24 protein-coding genes are annotated in these 23,228 nt (G+C 67.4%); 16 read left to right on the top strand and 8 right to left on the bottom strand.

The genetic code is table 11. From position 1 onward, the window contains the following. Positions 1-21: 21 nt before the first annotated feature. The 6 genes from AC07O0_RS09230 to AC07O0_RS09255 all read left to right on the top strand — a co-directional run bounded on the left by AC07O0_RS09230 (position 22) and on the right by AC07O0_RS09255 (position 6,042). The gene (locus tag AC07O0_RS09230; protein ID WP_494622155.1) at positions 22-417 is read left to right on the top strand and encodes a RidA family protein; all 396 of its coding nucleotides are present in this window, start codon (positions 22-24) and stop codon (positions 415-417) included. Between the two features lie 4 nt (positions 418-421). Beyond that, positions 422-1,231 carry an alpha/beta fold hydrolase gene (locus AC07O0_RS09235; protein WP_494622157.1) on the top strand — a complete coding sequence of 270 codons (810 nt, stop codon included), beginning with the start codon at positions 422-424 and terminating at the stop codon, positions 1,229-1,231. Between the two features lie 13 nt (positions 1,232-1,244). After that, positions 1,245-2,345 (top strand): mandelate racemase/muconate lactonizing enzyme family protein, encoded by a 1,101-nt coding sequence (locus AC07O0_RS09240; RefSeq protein ID WP_494622159.1) that lies wholly within the window; start codon positions 1,245-1,247, stop codon positions 2,343-2,345. A 156-nt stretch (positions 2,346-2,501) separates the two neighbouring features. Further along, on the top strand, positions 2,502-4,094 hold the full coding sequence (locus AC07O0_RS09245) for an ABC transporter substrate-binding protein (RefSeq protein WP_494622161.1): 1,593 nt from the start codon (positions 2,502-2,504) through the stop codon (positions 4,092-4,094). A 123-nt stretch (positions 4,095-4,217) separates the two neighbouring features. Next, entirely contained in the window at positions 4,218-5,159 is a 942-nt protein-coding gene (locus AC07O0_RS09250) for an ABC transporter permease (protein WP_454027255.1), read from the top strand. A gap of 10 nt (positions 5,160-5,169) precedes the next feature. Beyond that, the gene (locus tag AC07O0_RS09255) at positions 5,170-6,042 is read left to right on the top strand and encodes an ABC transporter permease (RefSeq protein ID WP_494622164.1); all 873 of its coding nucleotides are present in this window, start codon (positions 5,170-5,172) and stop codon (positions 6,040-6,042) included. 34 nt (positions 6,043-6,076) lie between these two features. Here the strand turns inward: AC07O0_RS09255 and AC07O0_RS09260 are convergent, their stop codons facing one another. Continuing rightward, positions 6,077-7,027, bottom strand: a complete 951-nt coding sequence (locus AC07O0_RS09260; protein WP_494622166.1) for a LysR family transcriptional regulator — start codon at positions 7,025-7,027, stop codon at positions 6,077-6,079. A gap of 141 nt (positions 7,028-7,168) precedes the next feature. Here AC07O0_RS09260 and AC07O0_RS09265 point away from each other — a divergent pair, with 141 nt between their 5' ends. From AC07O0_RS09265 to AC07O0_RS09295, 7 genes are all read left to right on the top strand, one after another. After that, positions 7,169-8,137, top strand: a complete 969-nt coding sequence (locus AC07O0_RS09265; RefSeq protein WP_494622168.1) for a Bug family tripartite tricarboxylate transporter substrate binding protein — start codon at positions 7,169-7,171, stop codon at positions 8,135-8,137. Between the two features lie 7 nt (positions 8,138-8,144). Then, on the top strand, positions 8,145-8,951 hold the full coding sequence (locus AC07O0_RS09270) for an alpha/beta fold hydrolase (protein WP_494622170.1): 807 nt from the start codon (positions 8,145-8,147) through the stop codon (positions 8,949-8,951). Next, complete coding sequence (locus AC07O0_RS09275) at positions 8,944-9,522, top strand: hypothetical protein (RefSeq protein ID WP_494622172.1); 579 nt, start codon at positions 8,944-8,946, stop codon at positions 9,520-9,522. The genes AC07O0_RS09270 and AC07O0_RS09275 overlap by 8 nt, the downstream gene beginning before the upstream one ends. A 26-nt stretch (positions 9,523-9,548) precedes the next feature. Beyond that, positions 9,549-10,097, top strand: coding sequence for a carboxymuconolactone decarboxylase family protein (locus tag AC07O0_RS09280; RefSeq protein ID WP_494622174.1), 549 nt, complete (start codon positions 9,549-9,551; stop codon positions 10,095-10,097). Beyond that, the gene (locus tag AC07O0_RS09285) at positions 10,094-10,909 is read left to right on the top strand and encodes an SDR family NAD(P)-dependent oxidoreductase (protein WP_494622176.1); all 816 of its coding nucleotides are present in this window, start codon (positions 10,094-10,096) and stop codon (positions 10,907-10,909) included. The genes AC07O0_RS09280 and AC07O0_RS09285 overlap by 4 nt, the downstream gene beginning before the upstream one ends. Before the next feature lie 14 nt (positions 10,910-10,923). Continuing rightward, entirely contained in the window at positions 10,924-11,799 is an 876-nt protein-coding gene (locus tag AC07O0_RS09290) for an amidohydrolase family protein (RefSeq protein WP_494622178.1), read from the top strand. A gap of 208 nt (positions 11,800-12,007) precedes the next feature. After that, positions 12,008-12,628: a pentapeptide repeat-containing protein gene (locus tag AC07O0_RS09295; protein ID WP_494622180.1), complete on the top strand. Its 621-nt coding sequence runs from the start codon at positions 12,008-12,010 to the stop codon at positions 12,626-12,628. 136 nt (positions 12,629-12,764) lie between these two features. Here AC07O0_RS09295 and AC07O0_RS09300 read toward each other — a convergent pair whose 3' ends face one another. Genes AC07O0_RS09300 through mdlC form a run of 3 tightly spaced genes read right to left on the bottom strand, consistent with a single transcriptional unit; the run spans position 12,765 to position 16,908 of the window. Beyond that, on the bottom strand, positions 12,765-13,781 hold the full coding sequence (locus AC07O0_RS09300) for a Bug family tripartite tricarboxylate transporter substrate binding protein (RefSeq protein WP_494622182.1): 1,017 nt from the start codon (positions 13,779-13,781) through the stop codon (positions 12,765-12,767). A 41-nt stretch (positions 13,782-13,822) separates the two neighbouring features. Then, positions 13,823-15,277 (bottom strand): aldehyde dehydrogenase, encoded by a 1,455-nt coding sequence (locus AC07O0_RS09305; RefSeq protein WP_494622184.1) that lies wholly within the window; start codon positions 15,275-15,277, stop codon positions 13,823-13,825. 17 nt (positions 15,278-15,294) lie between these two features. Continuing rightward, positions 15,295-16,908: a benzoylformate decarboxylase gene (mdlC, locus tag AC07O0_RS09310; RefSeq protein ID WP_494622186.1), complete on the bottom strand. Its 1,614-nt coding sequence runs from the start codon at positions 16,906-16,908 to the stop codon at positions 15,295-15,297. Between the two features lie 80 nt (positions 16,909-16,988). Here mdlC and AC07O0_RS09315 point away from each other — a divergent pair, with 80 nt between their 5' ends. Next, the gene (locus tag AC07O0_RS09315; RefSeq protein WP_494622188.1) at positions 16,989-17,927 is read left to right on the top strand and encodes a LysR family transcriptional regulator; all 939 of its coding nucleotides are present in this window, start codon (positions 16,989-16,991) and stop codon (positions 17,925-17,927) included. Positions 17,928-18,010: 83 nt separating this feature from the next. Here the strand turns inward: AC07O0_RS09315 and AC07O0_RS09320 are convergent, their stop codons facing one another. Together AC07O0_RS09320 and AC07O0_RS09325 are read right to left on the bottom strand one after the other, a co-directional pair. Continuing rightward, positions 18,011-18,355, bottom strand: a complete 345-nt coding sequence (locus AC07O0_RS09320; protein ID WP_494622190.1) for an STAS domain-containing protein — start codon at positions 18,353-18,355, stop codon at positions 18,011-18,013. A gap of 49 nt (positions 18,356-18,404) precedes the next feature. Next, entirely contained in the window at positions 18,405-18,857 is a 453-nt protein-coding gene (locus AC07O0_RS09325) for an ATP-binding protein (protein ID WP_494622192.1), read from the bottom strand. Positions 18,858-18,988: 131 nt separating this feature from the next. Here AC07O0_RS09325 and AC07O0_RS09330 point away from each other — a divergent pair, with 131 nt between their 5' ends. Continuing rightward, positions 18,989-19,441 (top strand): hypothetical protein, encoded by a 453-nt coding sequence (locus AC07O0_RS09330; protein ID WP_494622194.1) that lies wholly within the window; start codon positions 18,989-18,991, stop codon positions 19,439-19,441. Further along, positions 19,438-20,214 (top strand): MinD/ParA family ATP-binding protein, encoded by a 777-nt coding sequence (locus AC07O0_RS09335; protein WP_494622196.1) that lies wholly within the window; start codon positions 19,438-19,440, stop codon positions 20,212-20,214. The genes AC07O0_RS09330 and AC07O0_RS09335 overlap by 4 nt, the downstream gene beginning before the upstream one ends. Positions 20,215-20,220: 6 nt before the next feature. Here the strand turns inward: AC07O0_RS09335 and AC07O0_RS09340 are convergent, their stop codons facing one another. Together AC07O0_RS09340 and AC07O0_RS09345 are read right to left on the bottom strand one after the other, a co-directional pair. Further along, on the bottom strand, positions 20,221-21,567 hold the full coding sequence (locus AC07O0_RS09340; RefSeq protein WP_494622198.1) for a serine/threonine-protein kinase: 1,347 nt from the start codon (positions 21,565-21,567) through the stop codon (positions 20,221-20,223). A gap of 27 nt (positions 21,568-21,594) precedes the next feature. Further along, positions 21,595-23,211: a sigma 54-interacting transcriptional regulator gene (locus AC07O0_RS09345; RefSeq protein WP_494622199.1), complete on the bottom strand. Its 1,617-nt coding sequence runs from the start codon at positions 23,209-23,211 to the stop codon at positions 21,595-21,597. Between the last annotated feature and the right edge of the window lie 17 nt (positions 23,212-23,228).

Genomic DNA, 23,228 nt, shown 5'->3' on the forward strand with positions numbered 1-23,228 from the left:
TTCCAACTGCACGAGACGACCATGACCACGCTTCAGCACAACCCGGCCTCGATCGCGCCGCCCGCCCGCAATCTCTATTCGCATGGGGTCGAGACCCGCGGTCCGGGCCGCCAGCTCTTCATCGCCGGACAGGTCGGCGTCCGGCCCGACGGCTCGATCCCCGAAGCGTTCGACGACCAGGTCCGGCAGATGATGGACAATATCGGCGCCGTCCTCGCCTCAGCCGGCATGGGCTTCGACGACATCGTCAAGATCACCGCCTATTGCCGCAGCGCCGAGGAGATCATCGGCTATGCCGGCATCCGCAACGGCTACTTCTCCGACAAGCCGCCAGCGACCACCGCCTTCGTGGTCGGCGGCCTCGCCAACCCCGCCTGGCTGATCGAGGCCGATGCGATCGCCTTCAAGGCGGACTGAATCGGTGAACGCCGCCCTTCCCTCAGGCCGCCCGCGGCAGGAAACCTTAGTCGATGTCGGCGACGGCGTCCGGCTATGGGTCTGGGATACGGGCGGCGATGGCCCCGCCATCATCCTGCTGCACGCCTCGGCCGGCAGCGGCGAGTGCTGGGACCAGCAATGGCCGGTCTTCGCGGAAGCCGGCTATCGCGTCATCGGCTATTCCCGGCGCGGGCATTTCGGCTCCGACGAGGGCCACGAGGCGGCGACGACGCCGGCCTCGACCGACTTGCTCCGGCTGGTCGATGGGCTCGGGCTCGACCGCTTCCACCTGATCGGCACTGCGGCCGGCGGCATGGTCGCGACCGATTTCGCGGTGTCGCATCCGCAGCGCCTGCTCAGCTTCGTCATCTCCAGCAGCATCGTCGGGCTGGTCGACGACGATTATCAGGCGATACTGCAGCGACTATTGCCGCCCGAGTTCGAGCAGCTCCCCCATGATTTCCGCGAGCTCGGCCCGTCCTACCGGGCGCAATGCCCGGAGGGTCTCGCGTGCTGGAACGCGATGCTGGCGCGCTCTGGCGTCGAGCGTGTGCCCTTGCGCTTCGCCAATCGCGTCCGCTGGGCCGACCTGCACCGGTTCGACTTTCCCACGCTCGTCCTGACCGGCGATGCCGATCTCTACGCGCCGCCGGCCAATGCGCGCCTGATCGCCAGCCGGATCCCCGGCGCGCGTCTGACCATCCTGCCCGATTCCGGCCATTCGCCCTGGTGGGAAGTGCCGGAGCTCTACAACCGCGAAATCATGAACTTTCTCGGCTCCGTGAGCCGCTAGGAGCACCTTGACCATGGCTATCCCTTCCACCGAGGTCGACCGGATCGTCGCCGTCGAGGTCAGGCGCTGCGTCCAGCCGCAGCAGGATCCGGCCTGGCGCTTCGCACTGGGCGGCATTCCGCGCCTCGACGGGCTGATCGTGAGCTTGCGCGCAGCGTCCGGCCTCGTTGGCGAAGGGCATGTCGAGGCGATGGCCTTCTATGCCGACGATCTCGCCGGCTCGGAGGCCGCGATCGAGGTGCTGTGCGCCACCCTGCTAGGTGCCGATCCCCTGCACTATGCTGAGACGCGGGATCGACTCGACAAAACCCTGTCCGGGCACGAGGCGGTCAAGGCGGGTATCGACAGCGCACTCCATGAGCTGGCGGCGCGGACCCTGCGCGTGCCGCTGCATGTGCTGTTCGGTGGAGCCCGGCGAAGCAGCGTCGAGCTCCAGCGCATCCTGCCGCTCAAGGATCCGCAGGGCATGGCCGCCGATGCCGCAAGGCTCGCGGGCTTGGGCTATCGCTGCCTGAAGGTGAAGGTCGATGGCGATGCCGACCTTGCCGAGGCGCGCGTGAAAGCCGTGCGCGAGAGCGTGGGTCCTGCCGTCAGGCTCTCCGCCGACGCCAACCAGAGCTATACGCCGAAGGCCGCGCTGCGCATGATCGAGCGCATCGCCCGCCATGGCGTCGATCTCGTCGAGCAGCCGGTCCCTGCCCCGGACCTTGCCGGACTGGCCTTCGTCTCGCAGCGCAGCCCGATCGCGGTCGAGGCCGATGAAGCCATCCGCTCGCTGCGCGACGTCGTCACGCTGATCGCGGACGGCGCCTGCGACAGCTTCAACCTGAAAAGCTCGGTGCTCGGCGGGCTCGGCAGGGTCTTCATCGCCGCGCAGATCTGCGAAGCGGCAGGGCGCGCCTACCGGGTCGGAACTGCCTACGGCCCCCGCCTCGTCGCGGCGCAATGCCTGCATCTGGCCGCAGCGCTGCCCTCCTTCCACTACCCCGTCGAATTCGCCGAGTTCGATCATCTGCTGGACGATCCCTTCAGCGGACTGGAAGCTGTGGAGGGCCGGCTCACTCTACCGCAAGGTGTCGGCTCCGGATTGTCGCAACTATCGGAGAATGCTTGACATTCCGGAGGCATGGCCTCAGGCTTCAAAGATTAGGCGGTTGGCGATAGCGAGGGTCTCAATCCTCGTTATATCGAGCCTTCCTCACCGACACAGGTCGATCAAACGCCGTAGAGCGCGCGACCCGTGATCTCGTTCAGGTGAGGAGCTCAGACAATGAACATCCGGACAAATTTTGCCCGTGCCGTGCGCGCCGCAGGCGTCGTGATCGCGGCCGGCGTGGCGACGACCGTCTTCGCGCAGGACAAGGACACATTTCGCTTCGCCGCGGCGACCGATATCCGTGTCATCGATCCGGTCTGGTCGCTGGAATACAACAGCCGCAACCACGGCTATCTCGTCTACGACACGCTGTTCGCCTTCGACTCGAAATTCCAGGTCAGGCCACAAATGGTTGATACCTGGACGGTTTCGGACGATAAGCTGCGCTATGCCTTCAAGCTGCGCCCGGGCCTGAGCTGGCATGACGGCACACCCGTCACCGCCGCCGACTGCGTCGCCTCGATCAAGCGCTGGGGCCAGCGCGACTCCATCGGCCAGGCGCTGATCGCCGCCGCCGGCGAGATCAAGGCGACCGGGACCGACAGCTTCGAGATCGTCCTGAAGGAGCCGTTCGGCCATGTGCTCTCGGCGCTGGCCAAGACCGGCTCGCCGGTGCCGTTCATGATGCCCGAGCGCATCGCCAGGACCAGCGGCTTCGAGCAGATCAAGGAGGTGATCGGCTCCGGCCCGTTCATGTTCGCGCGCGACGAATGGATGCCCGGCGACAAGGCGGTCTACAAGAAATTCAAGGGCTACAGGCCGCGCTCCGAGCCTGCGGACTTCATGTCCGGCGGCAAGATCGCCAAGGTTGAGCGCATGGAGTGGGTGTTCATTCCCAATGGCGCGACCGCTGCCGCAGCCCTGATGGCCGGCGAGGTCGACTGGCTCGAGCATCCGCCCTCCGACCTGCTGCCGACCCTGCAAAAGGAGAAGGACATAACCGTCCGCGCCGTCGATCCCTTCGGCATGCAGACGATGATCCGCTTCAACCATATCCATCCGCCCTTCGACAACGAGAAGGTCCGGCGCGCCGTGCTGCAGACGATCGAGCAGGGCGAATATCTGCGCGTCCTCAGCGACGACAAGCGCAGCTGGGAGCCCTGCCGCAGCTTCTATTTCTGCGGCACCCGCTTCGGCCAGGACCTCGCGCCCGAGCGGCTGCTGTTCAAGAAGAACCTCGACGAAGCGAAGAAGACGCTCGCCGCCTCCGGCTACAAGGGCGAAAAGGTCGTGCTGCTCGACGCCGTCGACGACACGATCCTGCATCCGATCACCGTCGTGCTCTTCGACAACCTCAAGGCGATCGGCATGAATGTCGAGCTCAGGGCGACGGATGGCGCCACCATCTTCGCCCTGATGCTGAAGCAGGAGCCAATCGCCCAGGGCGGCTGGAACATCGGTCCGCAATATGCCGACAGCACCAACTACTCGGTGCCCTTCCTCAACAACGCCCTGCGCGCCGGCGGTGTCGGCAAGGCCTCGATCGGCTGGCCGAAGAACGAGGCGATAGAGACGCTCCGGACAGCTTTCCTCAAGGCGCCGGAAGGTGAGCAAGGCGCAATCGCCGACAAGATCCAGCAGGAGGCTTACACCGCCTCGATCTACGGACTGACCGGCCAGTACAAGCAGCTCACCGCCTATCGCCGGAATGTCGAAGGCCTGATCGATTCACCGATCCCGCTGTTCTGGAACGTCAGCAAGAAGTGAGCGGTCGGCGGCGCGTGCCCTCGGCATGCGTCGCCTCCCATCTCCAGCGACCATATATCGCGCCGGCAGCCTGCAGGGTCGGCGGCGCGGGACATGACCCGCCCTGAGGAACGGAAAACACCGATGCTCGGCTACATCCTCAAGCGCCTGCTCGCGACCATCCCGGTGATGGCGACTGTCGCGGTCATCGTCTTCATGCTGCTGCATCTGACGCCGGGCGACCCGGCCGCGCTGATCGGCGGCGACCTCGCCACGCCCGAGGACCTGCGCCGCATCCGCGAGCAGCTCGGCCTGGAGCGCCCGATCGCCGAGCAGTTCCTCAGCTGGCTCTGGCAGGTCCTGCAGGGCGATCTCGGGACCTCGCTGTTCAACCAGATGCCGGTGTCGCAACTGATCGCGCAGCGGATCGAGCCGACCCTGATCATCGGCCTGACGATCATGACCTTCGCGGTGATCGTCGCGATCCCGCTCGGCGTGATCGCTGCCTGGAAGGCCGGCAGCTGGATCGACCAGCTGATCATGACGCTCGCGGTCATCGCCTTCTCGATGCCGATCTTCCTGATCGGCTACCTCCTGATCTTCAAGTTCTCGGTCGAGCTGAAATGGTTCCCGGTCCGTGGCTACCAGCCGATGTCGGCGGGACCGGCGAAGTTCTTCCCGCATATCGTGCTGCCGAGCCTGACCGTCAGTTTCATCTACATCGCCCTGCTGACGCGGATGACCCGCGCGACGGTCCTCGACGTGCTGAACCAGGACTATATGCGCACCGCCCGCGCCAAGGGCATGGCGACGCCCCGCATCCTCGCCGTACACGCGCTGAAGAACGCCGCCGTGCCGATCGTCACCATGGTCGGCATCGGGCTCTCCTCGCTGCTCGGCGGCATCGTCGTCACCGAGACCGTCTTCGCCATCCCCGGCATGGGGCGCCTGATGATCGACGCGATCATCAGGCGCGATTTCCCGATCCTGCAGGGGGTCATCCTCGTGCTCTCGGCGCTTTACGTGCTGATCAACCTCCTGATCGACCTGTCCTATTCGCTGTTCGATCCGCGCATCCGATATTGAGGACGAGCCCATGAGCATCGCCATAGAGGCCCCTCGCAAGAGCGCCCGCACCCGGACATTGACCTATTGGCTCCGGCGCTATCCACTCTTCCTCCTCGGCTGTACCGGGCTAGCGGCGATCATCCTGCTCGCTCTGTTCGCGCCGCTGATCGCAACGCATGATCCGGTCGCCATCAATCCGGGCGCCCGGTTGCGCCCGCCCAGCGATGCCTGGCTGTTCGGGTCCGATCCGTTCGGCCGCGACGTCTTCAGCCGTGTCATCTGGGGCGGGCGGGTCTCGCTCACGGTCGGCATCGGCGTCGCCGCCTTGTCGGTCTGCCTCGGTCTCGCCATCGGCATGGTCGCGGGCTTCAACCGGGTCGCGGATGCGGTCCTGATGCGGATCATGGACGGGATGATGGCGATCCCCGGCATCCTGCTCGCCGTCGCGCTCGTCGCCATCGTCAAGCCCAGCATCACCACGGTCGTGGTGGCGATCGCGATCCCCGAGGTTCCGCGCGTCGTGCGCCTCGTCCGTTCGGTCGTGCTGAGCATCCGAGAGCAGCCCTATATCGAGGCGGCGCGCCTCAGCGGCGTGCGCTTTCCCGGCCTGCTGATCAGGCACGTCCTGCCGAACACGATCGCCCCGCTGATCGTGCAGGCGAGCTTCGTCTGCGCCTCGGCGATCCTGTCGGAAGCCTATCTCAGCTTCCTCGGCCTCGGCATCCCGCCGACCACGCCGACCTGGGGCAGCGTGATCTCGGAGGGGCGCAATGTCGTGCAGCTCGCCTTCTGGGTCGTGCTCTATCCGAGCCTGTTCCTTGGAGCGACCGTGCTGTTCATCAACCTGATCGGCGACGGCCTGCGCGACATGCTCGACCCACGCCTGGCGCGAACATTGTGAGGGCGGCCGATAACGAGCTGGGACATGAGGCCTCTCAGGACATCGCAGCCTTCGCATCGAGGATGGTTGCTTCGGGCCACGCGCCACTCTCGCACAGCTCGCTCAACAGCCGACGCAGCTCGAGCGCGACATGGCGCTTCATCGGTTCGCTCAGCGCCGCCTTTGTCGCGACGAGCGACATCACCGCGAAGACGGGCGGGCTGTCGATCACGCGCCGGCTCAGCTCGCCGCGCCTGATCTCCTCCTCCACCGAGGCGTGCGAAAGGATGGTATAGCCCTGCCCGTCCCGGACCAGCGCCTTGGTCAGCGCGACGCTGTCGACCTCGGCCCTAATGACGAGCCTGACCTCGTGACGGGCCGCCATCTCTTCCAGCACCCGGCGGTTGTTGTGAGGCAGACTCGGCATGATCAGCGGCAGGCCGGCGATGTCGCGCAGCCGGATCGGCTCGTCGGCGCGATCGGCCGACGCGTCCGCCGGCGGGCCAACCAGCACCGCCCGTTCGCGCAGGAGAGGCACGATCTCCAGCCCGTCGACCGGCGTCGCATTGTAGGTGACGCCGAGATCGATGCGGCCGCCGATCAGCCATTCCTGGATGAGCGAGCTCACGCCGTCACGCAGACTGAGCACGACCTGCGGATAGGCCTGGCGGATGCGGGCTGCCAGCGGCGGCCCGATGCGCAGCGCCGCAGCCGGTGGCAGGCCCAGCGCGACCTTGCCCCGCAGCGGATAGTGCTGGCGGGCTTCGTGCCGGATCAGCCCGATCAGATGCTCGATTTCTTCAGCCTTCTGCAGGATTGAGGCGCCGAATGCGGTCAGGCGCACGCCGCGGCCATGGCGGCTGAACAAGGGCTGGCCGAGCTCGTCCTCGATCTCGCGGATGCGTCGGCTCAGTGCCGGCTGCGCCACGCGCAACTCCTCGGCGGCGCGGCTGAAGCTGCCGAGCCGAGCCGTGACCGCGAAGTATCTGAGCTTGCGCGAGTCCATCGCTTCTCCGAAAGCAGGCGCATCAAGCTATGCCATATCGGCATCGAAGCCTATCGCAAGACGATTTTTGTCATAGGAGGCTTGCCCAGCGATAGTGCGCGGAAGCGAGCAGCCAGACGCTCGCGCCTCAGGGAGATCCTCATGCGATTGCTGCTCACCGCGGCCCTGCTCGCCACATCGCTGCTTTTGCCCATGGCGGCTAATGCGCAGGATTTCCCGAGCAAGCCGATCCGGCTCGTCGTGCCGTTCGCGGCGGGCGGCCCCGCCGACACGATCGCACGCGCCGTCGCCGAGAAGATGCAGGGGATCGTCAAGCAGCCAGTGGTGATCGACAATCGGGCTGGGGCGGGCGGCGCCGTCGGGACCAAGGCGGTCGCGCAGGCCGAGCCGGATGGCTACACGATCGGCATCAGCACCGCAGGCGCGCTGGCGATCAGCGTCAGCATGCAGGAGGCGATCGGCTACGACCCTCGCAAGGATCTGCAGGCGCTGACGCTGGCGGCCAGCGTTCCCGAGCTTCTGGTCGTCGGCAAGAACGTTCCGGTGAAGACACTGCCGGAACTGCTTGCCCTGGCAAAAGCCAAGCCGAATTCCCTGAACTACGCATCGTCCGGCGCCGGCAGCATGCCGCATCTCGCCGGCGAACTGCTCAAGCAGTACGGCAAGGTCGAGATGGCGCATGTGCGCTATCGCGGCGCGGCGCCGGCCGTCACCGACCTGCTGGCGGGACAGGTCGACCTGATGTTCATGGATATCGCAGTGCTGCTGCCGCATGTCCAAGCCGGCACTATCAGGGCTGTTGCAATCGGCTCGGCCAGGCGCTCGGACAGCCTGCCGGACCTGCCGACCACCGCCGAGCTCGGCCTTCCCAAGGTCGTTGCGGATAATTGGTACGGCATCGTCGCTCCGCCCAGGACGCCTCAGCCGATCGTCCAGAAGCTGCATGCCGTACTCGTCGAAGCGCTGCGATCGCCCGAGGTGAAGGAGAAGCTCGCACTCCAGGGCGCTGTCGTCGTCGGCAACACGCCGGATGAGTTCACCGCCTATATCCGCAGCGAGATCGACAAATGGGCCGAGGTCGTGAAGGCCGCGGGCGTCAAGCCGAACTGAGACGATGATGCCGCTCGCCGCGAAGGCGCAGGCCGTGAACGCTCGTGTCGCGGGCGCTGGCACGCCGCTCGTCCTCATCCATGAGCTCGGCGGATCGCTCGACAGCTTCGAGTTGCTCATACCGCATCTGACGGGATCCTACCGGGTGCTGGCCTATGACCAGAGCGGCTGCGGCATGACCGCGCCGGCGCAGATGCCGGTCACGCTGGCAAACGGGGCCGACCTCGTGCTTGACCTGATCGCCGATACCTTCGGACGCGAGCCCTGTCGGCTCGTCGGCGTTGCGGCCGGGGCCGCCATCGCCGTCACCGCCGCTCTCCTGCGTCCCGAAGCAGTCGCTGCCCTCGCTCTTTGCGCCCCGGCACTGGCTGTTTCCGCCGAGCGCCGGGCCTATCTCGAGGAACGAGGCGCGCGGGCGCGTGCCGAGGGCATGGCTTCGATCGCGGAGGCGAGCCTGCAGCGCTCTTACCCGCCCGCCTTGCGCCAGGACGACGCGGCGTTCGCGCGTTATCGGAACCGCTTTCTCGCGACCAATCCCGCGAGCTATGCGGCGGCCAATCTCGCCCTCGCCGAGGGCGGTATCGTCGAGCGCCTCCCCGGGATTACGCGGCCCTGCCTCTTCCTGGCCGGCCGCCATGACGAGCTGCGGCCACCGGCGGAGGTTGAAAGGCTCTCACGCAGCATTGCCGGCTCCGAGTTCGCGGTGCTCGAGAGCGGGCACATCATGCCGATGCAGGCTCCAGCCGAAATGGCTGAGCGGCTTCTCGCCTTCTTCGGGAAGCTGCCGCGAGAGGAAAGGCACAGCCATGGCTAAGGGCCTGCTGCTCGTGATGATAGAGCCTCCGGCGACGCTGGAGGAGGAATTCCACGACTGGTACGACAGCGAGCATCTGCCGCAGCGGCTCGCCTTGCCGGGCTTCGAGTCCGGCTCGCGCTGGGTCTGCCTGTCCGGCTGGCCGCGTTGGCTGGCGATCTATGACCTGACCTCGACTGCTGCGCTCGATGGTGCAGCCTATGCCGCGGTGTCCGGTGCGAATTCGACGCCGTGGAGTCGGCGCATCCTGCCGCGAACGCTCGGGCGCCAACGCATCGTCGCCGAGCAGATCCATCCGGGCGAGGCACTCGCTCCCGCACCCGAGACGATCTGCCGTCTGGGCCTGGCACACTATGCGACGCGTTCAGGCGATGCATTGCCGAGACTGCGGGAGGCGGCCGGCCGGGCGGAAGGTCTGCGCCAGCTACGGCTCTTCGACGACGGAACGTCCACCTGGGTGCTGGCCGCCTTCGCGCGGCCAGTCGAGACGGCAGACCTCGCCTCGCTGTTCGCAACCGGTAGCGCTGCGCCGACCCTCGTCAATCTCTATGCGCCCTACCGGCGCGCCTGACCGATCGACAAGGAGACAACGCGCCCATGCGGATCAGCACCGTCGAACCCGAAACGATGACGCCGGAGCAGAAGCGCACTGCCGAGGAGGCTGCATCCGGCAAGCGCGGCCGCATGCCGGCACCGCTCAGGGCCTGGATCCACAGCCCCGAATTCGGCGCCCGTGCCCAGCGCCTCGGCGAGTTCCTGCGCTACGACACCAGCCTCGGCCCGGCATTGTCCGAACTCGCCATCCTGGTGACAGCGCGGCACTGGACCTCGCATTACGAATGGTTCGTGCACAAGCGCGAGGCGCTGAAGGCCGGACTCGACCCCGCCGTGATCGCGGCAATCGCTGAGCGCCGGGAGCCTGCTTTCGCCGACGGACGCGCCAGGGCTGTCTACGATTATGCAATGGCGCTGATTGAGACCCATGTCGTGCCCCTGCCGGTCCATGAGGCAGCGGTGGCCACGCTCGGCGAGGCCGGCACCGTCGAGCTCGTCGGCATGCTCGGCTATTACGCGCTCGTCTCGATGACCCTCAACGCCTTCGAGATCGGCCTGCCGGAAGGCGAAACTCCGGAGCTCGCACCATGACCACGCCGTCACGACAGGGCCGGCTCGCCGGCAAGGTCGCGTTCATCACCGGCGCCGGCTGCGTCGGGCCCGGCTGGGGCAATGGGCGTGCCGCCGCCGTGCTCTTCGCCCGCGAGGGCGCCAAGGTCTTCGCCGTCGACCTCAAGGCCGAGACGATGGCGGAGACGGTGGCACGCGTCGAAGAAGAAGGCGGCATGATCGCCACCCATCTCTGCGACGCGACCGACGGCGCGCAGGTCGAGGCAGCGGTCCGCGCCTGCGTCGCGCGCTTCGGCACGATCGACGTCCTCGTCAACAATGTCGGCGGTTCGGCAGCAGGCGGCGCGGTGGCGTTGAGCGAGGAGCGCTGGCGCGCCCAGCTCGATTTCAACCTGACCAGCGTCTTCCTGGCTTGCAAGCATGTCATCCCGGTGATGGAAGCCGTAGGCGGCGGGGTGATCGTCAACACGGCCTCGACCTCGGGCCTGCGCTGGACCGGCTCGGCCCAGGTCGCCTACGCCTCGGCCAAGGCGGCAATCATCCAGTTCTCGCGCGTCACGGCGGTCGAATATGCGCCCAAGCGCATCCGTGTGAACACCGTCGTCCCCGGTCAGATGCACACGCCGATGGTCGAGACCCGCCTCGCCGGCCAACGCACCGGCGGTGATATCGAGACTCTGCTGGCGGCGCGGCAGGCGCGCATCCCGCTCGGCTTCATGGGCGATGGCCGCGATACTGCTTACGCGGCCCTGTTCCTCGCCTCGGACGAGGCACGCTTCGTCACCGGCACCGAACTCGTCGTCGACGGCGGCATGACCGCGCGTTGCGACTGAAGAAGGCACGAACCATGTCCCTGCGACCTGACGGCCCGACGCCGAACCCCGATCCGCGCAAACCCGGCTTCGCCCTGCCGGCCGGCGCCTGCGACAGCCATTGCCATATCTTCGGTCCGTTCGCGCGCTTCCCGTTGCCCGATGGGCGCAGTTTCACGCCGAACGAAGCGCCCGAAGCGGCGCTGCGGTCGCTGCACGATCGTCTTGGGTTCGCACGCGCGGTGATCGTCCAGAGCCAGGGGCATGGCTTCGATCACGGGCCGGTTCTTGCCGCGCTGCGCGAGAATCCGAAGCGCTATCGCGGTGTGGCCCTGATCCGACCGACCGACACCGAGAAGATGATCGCGGAATTCGACGCGGCCGGCTTCTGTGGCGCGCGCTTCAGCTTTCTTGCCCATCTTGGCGGCGCCCCGGATCTCACGGCCGTGCAAGAGGTGATCGCCAAGGTGAAGCCGTTCGGCTGGCATATCGCCATCCACGTGACCGGGCATGACGTCACCCGCTATACGGACTTCATCCGCGCCATTGAGGCAACCGTGGTCATCGACCATATGGCCCGCCCGCCTGTAGCCGAAGGCGCCGATGGCCCGGCGATCACGGCGCTGCGCAGTCTGCTCGACAAAGGCAACATCTGGGTCAAGATCAGCGGCGCCGATCGCCTCTCGGCCGAAGGCCCACCCTATCGCGATGCGCTGGCGATCCCGGCGAGCCTCGTCCGCCATGCGCCGGAACGCGTCGTCTGGGGCAGCGACTGGCCGCATGTGAACCTGCACGGCCCGATGCCCGACGACGGCGAGCTTGTCGATCTGCTCGGCGAAATCGTTCCCGATGAGCGCGTGCGCAACCGCATCCTGGTGGATAACCCGGCCGAGCTGTTCGGCTTTCGGTAAGCCGCGGGTATTCAGCCTGTCGAACACGATGCCGATCGACAAGTGGCCCGAGAGAGCCACAAGCGCGTATGCTCCGGAGCTACACCCATTCAGGGAGGCGGCATGGCGAAGGACACCCCCGAGAACAAGCACTTGCCCCGGCCTCCACTGCGACCCGGCCTGGTCCTTCCGCCTTCCGCGGACAGGCGCCTTTCGGCATGAGCGGCTGATGGTGGAACGAAAATACGGTGAACCGGCACCGAAAACCGTCGAAACGATCGCGGGCGCGGACTGGTACGGCCAGGAAATCCAGCGGCAGCGCTATCAAAACACGCTGTTTGTCGATCTCGATCTGACGGAAGCGCGGAATATCGGCAGCGTTTTCGACGCCTGCACGTTTCGGCGCGCGCGCTTCAGCACCTCCACGCACCATGGCGGGGCCTTCGTGAACTGCACCTTCGTCTCGTGCAACTTCTTCGACAGCACATTCATCGAATGCAAGTTCATCGGAAGCCTGTTCGATGGCTGCCAGTTCGACAACATGCGGGTCACGGACGGAGACTGGTCTTTCGCTGGACTGCCTGGAGCCGATCTGCGCCGCGCCTCCTTCGACCGAACCCGGTTGCGGGAGGCGGACCTGACGGGAGCCCAATGCCAGGGCAGTTCGATACGAGATGTCGATTTGTCGGGCTCATGGCTCCATGGCGCAGATTTCTCACGCTGTGATCTGCGCGGAAGCGATCTGAGCGCGATCGAGCCGGAGCATGTCCGGCTGAAGGACGCGATCATCACGATCGACCAGACCATCATCATCGCCGAAGCACTCGGGCTCGATGTGCGCAGAAAATGATGGACGCGCAGCATGGCCTGCTGCACTGCCGCCTGCGAGAGCCTTGCGACGCTCGCCAGCCCGCCCAGGACGAGACCAGCGAATAGCCGGTTGAGGACGATCTCACTGTGCCGGCAGCCGCTGAGTGGCGAGGCGCTCAGCCGTCCTGCGCCTTGATCCCGGCGTCGCGGATCAACTTGCCCCAGCGGTCTGTTTCCTCGCGCATATAGCGGGCCAGCGCATCCGGCGTCGATGCGACGACACGGCCGCCGAGCTCTTCGATCCGGGTCTTCACCGTTTCGTGCCGCAGCGCGGCCTGCACGTCGGCCGAGACTTGTGCGACGATCTCGGGCGGCGTCTTGCCCGGCAGGAAGAGTGCGAACCAGGAACCGACATCGAAGCCCGGCAGGGTGTCGCCGATCGGCGGCACCTCTGGCAGCGTCGGGACACGTTCCTGCGTCGAGACGCCGATGGCGCGGATCGTGCCGCCGCGTATCTGGCTGATCGAGACGGTCACCGTGTCGAACATGACGTCGATGCGCCCACCCATCAGGTCCTGCATGGCGGGTGCCGCGCCGCGATAGGGGACGTGGGTCATCTCGATGCCGGCGGCGCGCTTGAACAGCTCGCCAATCAGATGCAGCGAGGAACCGACCCCCGCCGAGCCGAAATTCAGCGTGCCGGGCTTCGCCTTCGCCATGGCGATGAAGTCGCCGACCGTGCGCGCGCTGGAGCCCGGGGGCACCACCATCACATTGGGAATGACGGTCGCGAGCGACAGCGGAGCGAAGTCGGCGAGCGGGTCGAAGGGCAGCTTCCCGAAGAGAAAGCGGTTCACCGTGATCGCACTCGATGTGATCAGGAGATGGTGCCCGTCAGGCTCGGAGCGAGCCACGTCGGCCGAGCCGATGTTGGAACTCGCGCCCGGCTTGTTGTCGATATAGACCTGCTGCTGCCACATCGCGCTCAAGCGCTCGCCGAGCACGCGGGCGATGATGTCGTTGGCCCCGCCGGCGGCGAAGGGCACCACCAGCCGCACGCTCTTGCTCGGACGCCAGCTCGCGGCGCCGGCGGACGCCGGATGAAGCAGCGCCGCGCCGGTCAGCGCCAGCATCTGCCGACGGGTCGGGGGCGAGCCGCACGGCGTGGTCATCGAGCCTTGCCCAGACGTCATGACTTGTCCTCCCTCGGCTTGGATCGCGCTCTTCGGCGCGTCTAGAATGGGTAGTGGCGCGGCGCGGTCTGCAGCGTCAGCCAGCGCAGTTCGGTGAAGGCCTCGATGCCGGCGCGCCCGCCGAAACGGCCATAGCCGCTGTTCTTGACGCCGCCGAACGGCATCTGCGCCTCGTCATGCACGGTGGGGCCGTTGACATGGCAGATGCCGGATTCGATCCGGGCCGCGACGCGCCAGCCGCGCGCCGTATCGCCGGTGAAGACGGCGGCCGAGAGGCCATAGGGGTTGTCGTTGGCGCAGGCGATCGCGGCCTCCTCGCCGTCGACGCGCACGATCGCCTTGACCGGGCCGAAGCTCTCCTCGCCATAGATCCGCATCGCCGGGGTGACATGGTCGAGCAGCGTCGCCGGGAACAAAGTCGTCTCCGCCTTGCCGCCGCAGACGAGCGTCGCGCCCTTGGCGAGCGCGTCGTCGATCAGGGCGTTGCAGCGCTCGACCGCCTTCATGTCGACGACCGAGCCGAGCACCACCGGCCCCTTTCGGGGATCGCCGAGCGGCAGGCTCGTTGCCTTTGCGGCAAGCCGCCTGACGAAGTCGTCGGCGATCTTGCTATCGACCACGATACGTTCGGTCGACATGCAGATCTGGCCGGAATTGGCGAAGGCGCCAAAGGCGATGCCGGCGACAGCCGCGTCGAGATCGGCATCGTCGAGGACGAGTGCCGGCGCCTTGCCGCCGAGCTCGAGCACCACCGGCTTCAGATGCTCGGCGCAGAGCTTGGCGATGATCCGGCCGACATGGGTCGAGCCGGTGAAGTTGACCCGCCGCACCGCCGGGTGCGCCACCATTGCCGCGACGACCTCAGCGGCGTCCTCAGGTGCATTGGTGACGAAGTTGACGACGCCTTCCGGAAGGCCCGCCTCCTGCAGCGCCGCGATGATCAGCCCATGGGTGCGCGGGCAGAGCTCCGAGCCCTTCAGCACGACGGTGTTGCCGCAGGCGAGGGGCACCGCGACGGCGCGGGTGGCGAGGATGACCGGGGCGTTCCACGGCGCCATGCCGAGCACGACGCCGGCCGGCTGGCGCACCGCCAAGGCGAGGCTGCCCGGCACATTGGAGGGGATGACCTCGCCGCTGATCTGCGTCGTCAGCGCCGCGGCCTCGATCAGCATGTCGGCGGCGAGATGGACGTTGAAGCCGGCCCAGATGGCGGAGGCGCCGGTCTCGGCCGACATCGCCGCTGCAAAATCGGCGGCGCGGGCTTCGAGCGCATGCGCGCCCTTGACCAGCAATTCGCGACGCTTCGCGGGGGGCGTCTGCGACCAGGCCGGGAAGGCGCGGGCAGCGGCGTCCACTGCCAAGCGGGCATCGTCGGGCGTCGCCGCGGCGGCGCGGCTGGCGATGGAGCCGTCGAGCGGATTGCGGCGCTCGAAGACGCGCCCGCCTGTCGCGGCAACCGCCTTGCCGTTGATCAGAAGGTTGATGGTGTCGGTCATCTCTCGATCCTCGAAGCTCAGGCGATCACGATGTCGATCAGGTTCGGGCCGGGCGCGGCGAAGGCGGCGCGCAGGCGCGGGGCGAGATCCTCGGGACGCTCGACCCGCTCGCCCGGCACGCCCTGTCCACCAGCCAATTGCGTGAAATCGAGGCCCGGCAGTTCGGTCCCGGCCGGCTTGTCGTTCGGCGCGTAGCCGAAGACCGGTGCGAAATCCTGCAGCGCCGCATAGCGGCGATTGTTGACGATCAGGAAGGTGATCGGCAGGTCGAGCTGCGCGGCGCTGTAGAGCGCCTGGATCGAATAGAGGCTGGAGCCGTCGCCGATCAGCGCGATCACCCGTCCCGGCAGCTTCAGGCGCTGGCGGGCCAGTGCGATGCCGACCGCCGCCGGCATGCTGTGGCCGAGCCCGCCGCTCGCCATGGTGTAGAAGCTGTCGGCGCCATTCATCGGCAGATAGGTCTGGATGGTCGAGCGAGTGCTCGGCGCCTCCTCGACCACGACGTCGTCGGCATGACGTTCCCGGTCGATCACCGACAGCGCGTAGGCGGCCGACATCGGGACGCCGGGCGATGGGATCGGGGGCGCGGGGCGGGACAGCGCCGCCTCGCGCCCGGCGTGGGGAGCGCTCGCGGCGAGGAGCGCGCGCACTCCCAGGTCGGGGCTGGCGATGACGCTGTCGCCGACGGGCGCCCAGGCCGCCTGCTGCGGATCGTCGACGATCTGCGCGAGCCCAACTCCCGGCGGGACATGCGGCCCGTTGCCCTCGACATGATAGGTGAAGGCCGGCGCGCCCAGCACCAGGATGAAGTCGTGCGGCGCGAGGCGCTCGACGATCTTCTCGCGCATTGCCGGCAGGAAGCCGCAGAACTGAGGATGGCGCTCGGGGAAGCCGCAGCGCGCGCACATCGGTGGGACATAGACCGAGGCCTGATGGCGTTCGGCCAGTGCGACGACATCGTCAACAGCCTGATCACGGGCGACGCCCGCGCCGACGACGAAGGCCGGCCGCTTGCTGGCGTTGAGGCGCTCGGCGATCGCAGCGATTGCGTCCGGCGCCGGCGCCAGCGCCCGGCTGACCCGGCGCGGCAGGACGAACTCGCCCGGCTGGTCCCAGTCATCCGCCGGGATCGAGATGAAGACCGGGCCGCGCGGCGGCTGCATGGCGATGTGATAGGCCCGCGCCAGGGCAAGCGGCAGGTCGGCGCCGCGCGCCGGCTCGATCGCCCATTTGACGTAAGGCTTGGGCAATTCGGTCGCCTGCACCGAGGCGAGGAAAGGATCGAAGGGCAGGATCGAGCGGGCCTGCTGGCCGGCGGTGATCAGCAGCGGCGTCTGGTTCTTGAAGGCGGTGAAGATGTTGCCCATGGCGTGGCCGACACCGGCGGCCGAGTGCAGGTTGACCAGCGCCGCATTGCGCGTCGCCTGGGCATAGCCGTCGGCCATCCCGACCACGACCGCTTCCTGCAGGCCGAGCACATAGCGGAAGTCCTCGGGATACTCCCGGAACATCGGCAGTTCGGTCGAGCCGGGATTGCCGAAGACGGTGTCGATCCCAAGCTGGCGCAGCAGATCCAGCACGGCTTCACGGACGCTTGGGCGGGCTGAGGATGATGTGTTGTCGGCTCGCATGCGCGTCCCTCGGATCGGAGGGCACTGTGACGACGCACTGACCATTGCTCAATTAGATGAAGCAACTAAGTCTTATTCGTATGGCGAATATCGATTCCATCGACCTGAACCTGCTGAGGCTGTTCGACGCGGTCTACCGCACTCGCAATGTCAGCCGTGCGGCCGAGGAGCTCGGCCTCTCGCAACCTGCGACGAGCCAGGCCCTGACCCGCCTGCGTCTGCTGTTGCGCGACCCGCTGTTCGAGCGCGTCGCCGGCGGCGTCAGGCCGACGGCCCGCTCCGAGCGTCTGGCACATTCGGTCCAGGCTGGCCTCGCGCTGCTGGAAGCCGGCCTCAGCGAAGGCGAGAACTTCGAGCCCGCCACGACGGATGCCGAGCTGCGCCTGCATCTCAGCGATATCGGCGAAGGGCGCTTCCTGCCGCCGCTGATGACCACCTTCCGCGAGATCGCGCCGAACCTGCGCATTGTCGCGCGCGCCTGGCCACATGAGGCGATCTCGGAGGCGCTGGACAACGGCCAGCTGCATTTCGCGCTCGGCTTCCTGCCGACGGTCGGCGGCAGCGCCCATGCGGAGATGCTGAGCGACCGCTACCAGGTCTTCGTCCGCGCCGACCACCCGGTGACGCGCCAGGCTGTCGACGGCGCGCTCAGCGCGGAAGCCATCGCGAAGCTCGACTTCGTCGCCGTCAGATCGCACGCCCAGACGGAGCGGATGCTGGAGATGCTGCATCTCGATCCGCGCATCCGCCTGGTCGTCTCCAGCTTCATGGCACTGCCGCCGATCATCCGCGCCACCGATCTCGCCGTGCTGATGCCGCGCCAGATCGGCCTCGGCCTCGAGCCGATCGGCGCCTTTGCCTTGCTCGAGCCGGCCCTGCCGCAGCGCGATTTCAGCGTGGCGCTGCATTGGAGCCGGCGTCACGCCCAGAACGCCATGCTGCGCTGGGCCCGAGAGGTCATATTGGGTCTGTTTGCTCGCGCCGGCCGATCCAGCGCCGCCGAAAGGACGGACTGCTAGGCTCGCCATCTCGATCATGACATCGCCAGAGCGACACCGCCCCGCATGGCTTCCGATCAGAGGCGAACCCGCGCCGAAGATTGCTATCGCGAGGCCTCTTGCTCATACATCGCGATGGCATCGTCACGGCTCTCGCAGACCGTGAGGATCTGCAGGAAGCCGCTGATCGCGAAAACCTCCTTCACCGATGGAGTAAGGCCGGCGAGGACGACCCGGCCGCCGATCTCGCGCATGCGCTTGGCGACGACGAGGAAGACGCGCAGGCCGGCGCTGGAGACGTAAGTCAGCCCCGAGCAGTCGAGCACGAGGCGCGTGGCGCCGTCCCGGATCTCGGCCACGATCGCGGCTTCGGTCTCGGCTGCGTTGATGCTGTCGAGCCGGCCCGTGAGCGACAGGACGCGCATCTCGCCGATGGTCTGCGACTCCATCATGAGCCGTTGCTCTCCTGTGGCGGCGGGTCAGGCCGGAACTGTTCGGTCAAGAGTGGGCGCCGTTGGCCGTCACCGGCTCCGGCGGCAAGAGAAGCGTCAGCGTGATGACGTTGCGGTCGTCGTCGCGGCGATAGTCGACCTCGTCGATCAGCGTGCGGACGAAATGGATACCGAGGCCGCCGATCTTGCGGTCCTCCAGTGCGGCGGCCGTATCGGGCTCGGTCACCGAAAGCGGGTCGAAAGCGGCGGCGCTGTCGATCAGCTTGACCACGACGCGGTCGTCATGGCGGCGCATCTCGATGTCGATCACGCCATCCTTCTGCTCGGCATAGCCATAGGCGATGACGTTGGTGATCAGCTCGTCCAGCGCCAGGTTGAGCTTGAAGATCATCGGCTGCGGCAGCTGCAGCGAGTCGGCGAGATATTCGATCGCATCGGCGAGACGCCGAATTTCATGCGTGTCGCTGCGAAGGACGACATGGATACCGCGCGCCAGCATTCAACGCCCTTCGATCGGCGATTGTCATTCGCCTGTGACGCTAGGGCCCGATTGCGAAACTACGTTGACATTGCCGTAAGGCAACCGCGCCTTCCTCTTTCTGTCATCGATGCCGCTCTACTGTGCCTGCCATGGATGCCCACAGCCTCGCCTCCCCCGACCTCTTCGCCCGGCGCCTGCGCGATCTCTGCGGCGAGCTTGCGCGCGGCGACTACGACAATATCGACAGCCTGTTCGCCATGACGGCCGATGCCGAGGCGCCGGAGACGGTGCGCGAGCTCGCCGAAGCCTTCGGCAGCATGGCGGTTCAGATCGAAGCGCGCGAGTTCCGGCTCGGCGAGATGCTGGCGGAGCTCAAGGAGGCCAATCGCCGGCTCGAGGATGCCAACCGCAACATCGCCAGCGAGAACGCCGACCTCAAGACACAGGTGCAGCGCCTCGCCATCGAGATCGACCAGACGCGCAAGGAGCGCGAGGTCGCGGCCATCGTCGAGACCGACTACTTCAGGGAGCTGCAGGAGCGGGCCCAGGCGATGCGGCAGCGGCACGGGGCCGGTGGCCCGGACAAGGGCGAGCGGGCATGACCATCATCGTCTCGACCCATTCCTACCGGGGCGGCACCGGCAAATCCAACACCACGGCGAACATCGCCGCCCAGCTGGCGCTGCGCGGACGGCGTGTCGCCATCGTCGACACCGATATCCAGTCGCCGGGCATCCACGTCTTGTTCGGGCTGGAGCCCGATCGGCTGCGCTACACGCTCAACGATTATCTGTGGGGGCGCTGCCGCGTCGAGGAAGCCGCCCATGACGTGACCGACCGGATCGCCGAGACGACCGCCGGCGCCGCCGGCGGAGCCGTCATGCTGGTGCCGTCGAGCGTGCGGCCCGGCGAGATCGCGCGAGTCGTCAAGGAAGGCTACGACGTCAACCTGCTGAATGACGGCTTCCAGGATCTATCCCGCGCACTGGCGCTCGACTACCTGCTGATCGACACGCATCCCGGCGTCAACGAGGAGACGCTGCTCTCGATCGCGATCTCGGACACGCTGCTGCTCGTACTGCGGCCCGACCATCAGGATTATCAGGGCACCGCCGTGACGCTCGACCTCGCCCGGCGCCTCGGCGTGCCGCAGCTCCTGCTGATCGTCAACAAGGTGCTGCCCTCGCTCGATTTCCGCCAGCTCTCCGACCGGATCGCCAGCACCTATCGCGTGCCGGTCGCGGCGGTGCTGCCGCTCAGCGAGGACATGGTCAGGCTCGGCAGTGGCGGGCTGTTTTCGTTGCTCGCGCCGAGCTCGGCCTATGCCGACGGCATCGCCGCCATCACCGCCCTGGTCGACAGCGGCGAGCGCTAGAACTGCTCAGCCGAGCAGCGCCCTCGCGAAAGTCGCAGCGTCCGCCGGGCGCTGCTCGCGTTCGAAGGCGAGCGCTGTCGTCACGGCCAGCCAAACCTTGTCCTCGACATCGACGGGCCTCGTCGGCGAGAGACCCCGTTCCCGCGCTTCGATCGCCGCCTTGCCGTCGAAGGGGTGGCGGCCGGCAAGCAATTCGTAGGTGATGCAGCCGAGCGCATAGGCGTCGTCGTCGGTGCGGCGCTCGGCCGTCTCGATCATTTGCGGGCTGGCATAGGCCATGGTCAGCCCGCCGAGCGAGGTCGGATCGAAGCCGCCGTCGCGGGCGGCGCTGGCAATGCCGAAATCGAGCAGTTTCACGCCACCCGCCGTCAGGAACACGTTCGCCGGCTTGATGTCGGCATGGACCACGCCGCGGCCATGCGCATGGGCGAGGCCGGCGCAAAGGCCTTCCAGGATCTCCCTGCCCTCCTCCCAGCCGACAGCGGTCGCGCCGGCGCGGGCAATGCGCTGGTCGAGCGGCTCGCCCTCGAGCAATTCCATGACGATGAAGAGATGGCCGCCATCGCGCTCGAAATCATGGATCGTCACGATGTTCGGATGAGCCAACTCTTGGGCTCGGCGCGCCTCCGCCTCGATCGTGCGCAGCGCTTCCGGATGATGACGGAAATCGCCGCCGAGCAGTTTCAGCGCGACATAGGGCTGGTGGCGCATCGCCTCGAGCCGGCGTCGGTCGACGGCGCGATAGACCGTCCCCATCCCGCCCCGGCCGATCTCGGCATCGAGGATGAAGCGATCCTTCAGCATGGTGCCGATCCCGATCTGGCGCGTCTCGCGCCTTGGATCGAGATCGAAACGGCGGGCGCGACCGGCCTCGGCATTGCTGGCGTCGCGCCGGAAGCGCAGGCTCCGGAAATCGGCCAAGCTGGCATCGAGCCCCGCATCCGAACGGGTCTCTCCGCTACGGTTGCGGCCGCGCAGGCCGGCGAAATCGCCGATCAGCGCGTTGACCACGACCTCGTCGACCTTGTCGCGGATCGTGCCGACCGCCGGCAGGGCAACGGCCGGTTCAGGCGCGACCGGGCGCGGCGGCGCAAGCGGGACGGTCGGCGGATCGAGGCTGGCGTCTCCTGGCGCAGCGCCTTGCGAGTTGCCACCGAGCTCGCCGGCGAGGAGGGCCGCGAGATCGGCAGGCAGGCGCCCCTCATTCGCCCAGCTTTCCAGCCGCGCCAGCACCGGCAGCGCCGTGCCGTCGCCGAGGACGAGGCTCTTCAGCGCCGCGACGAGCCGCTCGAACGGCATCCTGCCCGAGACGAAGGCGGTAAGGGCGCGGTCGGCCTCATCCGCCTTATCCATCGCTACATCCTCTTGCCCCTGCCCTGCTCATGGCGTCCTGATGGCGTAGCGCTGCAGCTTCTCGACCAGGCTGCGGCGCGAGATCTGCAGCAGGCGCGCGGCCCGGCTCTGGTTCCAGCCGGCTTCGCGCAGGCGATTCTCGATGACAATCGCCTCGTATTGCCGCACGGCCGAGCGCAGGCTGGTGCCGCCCTCGGCCGCTGGCGTCTGCACGATGATATCGGGTGCGGCCTTGGCGAGATGGGCCGGGAGGTGCTTCAGGTCGATGCGCTCGTCGCCGTCGATCAGGAGTGCGGCGCGCTCGGCCATGTTCTTGAGCTCGCGGACATTGCCGGGATAGCGCCAGCGGCAGAGCGCATCGAGCGCGCGCGGCGTCAGCGAAAACCCCTCGCGGCCATGCACCTGCGCGATGCGCCTGAGGAAGAAATCGATCAGCAGCGGAATGTCGGAAGGCCGCTCGCGCAATGGCGGGATCGTCACCGGGAAGACGCTGAGCCGGTAATAGAGATCTTCGCGGAAGCTGCCCTGCGCGATCTTCTGCGGCAGATCGAGATTGGTCGCGGCAATGATGCGGACATCGACCTTTTCCAGACGGGTGTCGCCGAGGCGGCGCACCGAGCCCTCCTCGAGCAGGCGCAGGATCTTCGCCTGTAGCGGCAGCGGCATGTCGCCGATCTCGTCGAGGAAGAGCGTGCCGCCATTGGCCTCGTGCACCAGCCCCTTCTTGTCGGCGAGCGCGCCGGAGAAGGCACCCTTGCGGTGGCCGAAGAGCTCGCTCTCCAGCAGCGTCTCGGGCAAAGCCGCACAGTTCTGCGCGACGAAGGGCCGGTCCCGGCGCTTGCCGAGGCGATGGACCGCATTGGCGAAGACGTCCTTGCCCGTGCCGGTCTCGCCGAGCATCAGGACCGCCACCGACGAGGAGGCGGCGCGACGTGCCAGGTCGAGCGCCGCCTGGAAGGCCGGGCTCTCGCCGACGACCTGCTCCTCGCGCGGCGCGGTCATCACCTTGAGCCGCGAATTCTCGCGGGCGAGATCGGCGTTGCGCCGGTCGAGCTGGCGGATCAGCTCGCGATTCTCCTCGAACAATCGGGCATTGGCCATCGCGACCGCGGCATGGGCGGCGAAGGAACCGACGACGCGCTCGAAAGCCTTGGGCAACGCCCCGATTTCTCCACCGGGGGTCAATTGAACATTGATCAATTGGAGCACGCCGAGGGTCACGCCCTCGACGTTCCAGAGCGGCGCGACGACGAAAGAGCGGGTGCGATAGCCGGTGCGCTCGTCCTGCTCGCGCAGCCGCACGAAATCGAAGCCGCTATAGTCATAGACATCGGCGAGATTGACGATCTTGCCGGTGACCGCCGCGAAGACATTGGCGTCGCGCAGGTTGAATGCGTTCCCCTCGGCATAGACCGGGATCTCGCCGGAGAGCGCCGCAGCATCGGGCGCGACGTCGTTCTGGCCGACGAGGCCGTGCAGATGCCGGCCAGTCCGGTCGAGGACGAGCACGCGTCCGCCCTCGGCGCGCGTCAGGCGGCGCGCCGAGTTGACCACGGCCCCGAGCAGGGCCTCGAGGCGACGCTCGGTGGCGAGCGTCGTGGTCAGCTCGATCAGCTCCTCGGCGACCGAGAGGGGGTCGTGCATGGGGCGGGCTCGCGCAA

It is taken from the genome of Allobosea sp. GW821-FHT10B12, assembly GCF_059415545.1.

Excerpts from the sequence above, each read along its gene's own strand:
- AC07O0_RS09275 (WP_494622172.1), top strand. The coding sequence starts at position 8,944 with ATGGCTAAGGGCCTGCTGCTCGTGATGATAGAGCCTCCGGCGACGCTG.
- AC07O0_RS09335 (WP_494622196.1), top strand. The coding sequence starts at position 19,438 with ATGACCATCATCGTCTCGACCCATTCCTACCGGGGCGGCACCGGCAAA.
- AC07O0_RS09245 (WP_494622161.1), top strand. The coding sequence starts at position 2,502 with ATGAACATCCGGACAAATTTTGCCCGTGCCGTGCGCGCCGCAGGCGTC.
- AC07O0_RS09240 (WP_494622159.1), top strand. The coding sequence starts at position 1,245 with ATGGCTATCCCTTCCACCGAGGTCGACCGGATCGTCGCCGTCGAGGTC.
- AC07O0_RS09255 (WP_494622164.1), top strand. The coding sequence starts at position 5,170 with ATGAGCATCGCCATAGAGGCCCCTCGCAAGAGCGCCCGCACCCGGACA.
- AC07O0_RS09315 (WP_494622188.1), top strand. The coding sequence starts at position 16,989 with ATGGCGAATATCGATTCCATCGACCTGAACCTGCTGAGGCTGTTCGAC.
- AC07O0_RS09325 (WP_494622192.1), bottom strand. The coding sequence starts at position 18,857 with ATGCTGGCGCGCGGTATCCATGTCGTCCTTCGCAGCGACACGCATGAA.
- AC07O0_RS09340 (WP_494622198.1), bottom strand. The coding sequence starts at position 21,567 with ATGGATAAGGCGGATGAGGCCGACCGCGCCCTTACCGCCTTCGTCTCG.
- AC07O0_RS09330 (WP_494622194.1), top strand. The coding sequence starts at position 18,989 with ATGGATGCCCACAGCCTCGCCTCCCCCGACCTCTTCGCCCGGCGCCTG.
- AC07O0_RS09280 (WP_494622174.1), top strand. The coding sequence starts at position 9,549 with ATGCGGATCAGCACCGTCGAACCCGAAACGATGACGCCGGAGCAGAAG.
- AC07O0_RS09250 (WP_454027255.1), top strand. The coding sequence starts at position 4,218 with ATGCTCGGCTACATCCTCAAGCGCCTGCTCGCGACCATCCCGGTGATG.
- AC07O0_RS09345 (WP_494622199.1), bottom strand. The coding sequence starts at position 23,211 with ATGCACGACCCCCTCTCGGTCGCCGAGGAGCTGATCGAGCTGACCACG.
- AC07O0_RS09290 (WP_494622178.1), top strand. The coding sequence starts at position 10,924 with ATGTCCCTGCGACCTGACGGCCCGACGCCGAACCCCGATCCGCGCAAA.
- AC07O0_RS09320 (WP_494622190.1), bottom strand. The coding sequence starts at position 18,355 with ATGGAGTCGCAGACCATCGGCGAGATGCGCGTCCTGTCGCTCACGGGC.
- AC07O0_RS09305 (WP_494622184.1), bottom strand. The coding sequence starts at position 15,277 with ATGACCGACACCATCAACCTTCTGATCAACGGCAAGGCGGTTGCCGCG.
- AC07O0_RS09295 (WP_494622180.1), top strand. The coding sequence starts at position 12,008 with ATGGTGGAACGAAAATACGGTGAACCGGCACCGAAAACCGTCGAAACG.
- AC07O0_RS09260 (WP_494622166.1), bottom strand. The coding sequence starts at position 7,027 with ATGGACTCGCGCAAGCTCAGATACTTCGCGGTCACGGCTCGGCTCGGC.
- mdlC (WP_494622186.1), bottom strand. The coding sequence starts at position 16,908 with ATGCGAGCCGACAACACATCATCCTCAGCCCGCCCAAGCGTCCGTGAA.
- AC07O0_RS09285 (WP_494622176.1), top strand. The coding sequence starts at position 10,094 with ATGACCACGCCGTCACGACAGGGCCGGCTCGCCGGCAAGGTCGCGTTC.
- AC07O0_RS09265 (WP_494622168.1), top strand. The coding sequence starts at position 7,169 with ATGCGATTGCTGCTCACCGCGGCCCTGCTCGCCACATCGCTGCTTTTG.
- AC07O0_RS09230 (WP_494622155.1), top strand. The coding sequence starts at position 22 with ATGACCACGCTTCAGCACAACCCGGCCTCGATCGCGCCGCCCGCCCGC.
- AC07O0_RS09270 (WP_494622170.1), top strand. The coding sequence starts at position 8,145 with ATGCCGCTCGCCGCGAAGGCGCAGGCCGTGAACGCTCGTGTCGCGGGC.
- AC07O0_RS09300 (WP_494622182.1), bottom strand. The coding sequence starts at position 13,781 with ATGACGTCTGGGCAAGGCTCGATGACCACGCCGTGCGGCTCGCCCCCG.